Origin of the sequence: Bacillus sp. GMa5/1, assembly GCF_050172015.1 — a bacterium.
Classification (GTDB): Bacteria; Bacillota; Bacilli; order Bacillales; family Bacillaceae_G; genus Bacillus_A; species Bacillus_A cereus.
The window spans coordinates 1-1405 of the sequence record NZ_JBNLYC010000393.1; the positions used below are offsets into that span (position 1 = coordinate 1).

The window sequence follows — 1405 nt, forward strand, 5'->3', positions numbered from 1 at the left end:
ATTAGATAAATTTCCTGCATATGTTAATAAATCTACATTTACAATTTGGTATTGAGGATATTTCTTTAACATATACCGAATAAAATTACTACCAATAAATCCTGCCCCACCCGTTATTAATAATTTCAATTAAAATCATCTCCATAAACAAAGTTGATATTAGTATCTTTTAAACTAGGTAGTTTTCTATCTTTTTCTGATAAAATTGGTTGATTAGTTGGCCAAAAAATCCCTATCGTTTCATCATTCCATAGAATTCCGCCTTCATGGTTAGGTGAATAATACTCATCTACTTTATACTGGACAATAGTATTAGGTTCTGTAGTACAAAAACCATGTGCAAACCCTTTAGGAACGGTAAGTAGACGGTTATTATACTCACTTAAAATTGTTCCGAACCATTGCCCATACGTTGGAGAGCCTTTTCGGATATCTACCACTACATCGTAAATAGAACCAGAAATGCAGCTTACTACCTTCATTTGGGCTTTAGGATTCAACTGATAATGCAGCCCACGTATCGTGCCTGTGTGAACAGATAATGATTGATTATCTTGTACAAAGTCTCCCTGTAAATCTAAAAGTTCAAATTTTTTCTTGTTACATGTTTCTATGAAGTAACCACGTTTGTCACTGCATTTATCAAGCTCTATAATAAAAACACCATCTAATGCTGTATGAATTTTACGCATTCTTCTCTCTCCATTCATTTAAATGCTATTGATGGGCAACCCTTAATAAATATCGGCTGTATTGATTTTCCTTTACCGAATTTGCTATTTTTAATAGTTGTTGCTTAGTTATATATTTCTTTTTAAATGCAATTTCTTCTAAACAAGCTACTTTTAAACTCTGTCTTTTCTCAATTGTTTCTATAAATTGTGCTGCTTCTAATAATGATTCGTGTGTACCTGTATCCAGCCATGCATAGCCTCTTCCCAATAATTCAACTTCTAATTCTCCCATTTCAAGATATTCTTTGTTGATATCTGTTATCTCTACTTCCCCACGATTAGATGGTTTAATGTTTTTTGCTATTTCTATCACACGTTTATCATAAAAATACAGGCCAGTTACTGCATAGTTTGATTTTGGTTCCTTTGGCTTTTCCATGATATCAATCACATGCTTTTTAGAATCAAACTCTACTACCCCAAAGCGCTCTGGATCATTGACATAATAACCAAAAACTGTAGCGCCCCTAGTCTTCTTAACAGCCTTTTCTAGTAATTCTGTTAGTCCATGACCATAAAAGATATTATCGCCAAGGATTAAAGCTACATTATCATTTCCAATAAACTCCTCAGCTATAATAAATGCTTGTGCTATACCTTCTGGATAAGGCTGAACAGTATATGAAAGGGTAATTCCATATTTTGAACCATCACCTAACATTTGCTCAAAT

General features: G+C 33.2%; 3 protein-coding genes. All 3 read right to left on the bottom strand.

Going from position 1 to position 1405, the window contains the following annotated elements; genetic code table 11:
• A partial coding sequence (locus ACQGSG_RS28900; protein ID WP_426948741.1) for a GDP-mannose 4,6-dehydratase occupies positions 1–129 on the bottom strand: 129 nt, incomplete at its 3' end.
• On the bottom strand, positions 126–692 hold the full coding sequence (gene rfbC, locus ACQGSG_RS28905; protein WP_087965097.1) for a dTDP-4-dehydrorhamnose 3,5-epimerase: 567 nt from the start codon (positions 690–692) through the stop codon (positions 126–128). The genes rfbC and ACQGSG_RS28900, both read right to left, overlap by 4 nt.
• 25 nt (positions 693–717) lie before the next feature.
• The coding region (gene rfbA / locus ACQGSG_RS28910; protein WP_426948739.1) for a glucose-1-phosphate thymidylyltransferase RfbA at positions 718–1405 on the bottom strand (688 nt) is incomplete at its 5' end.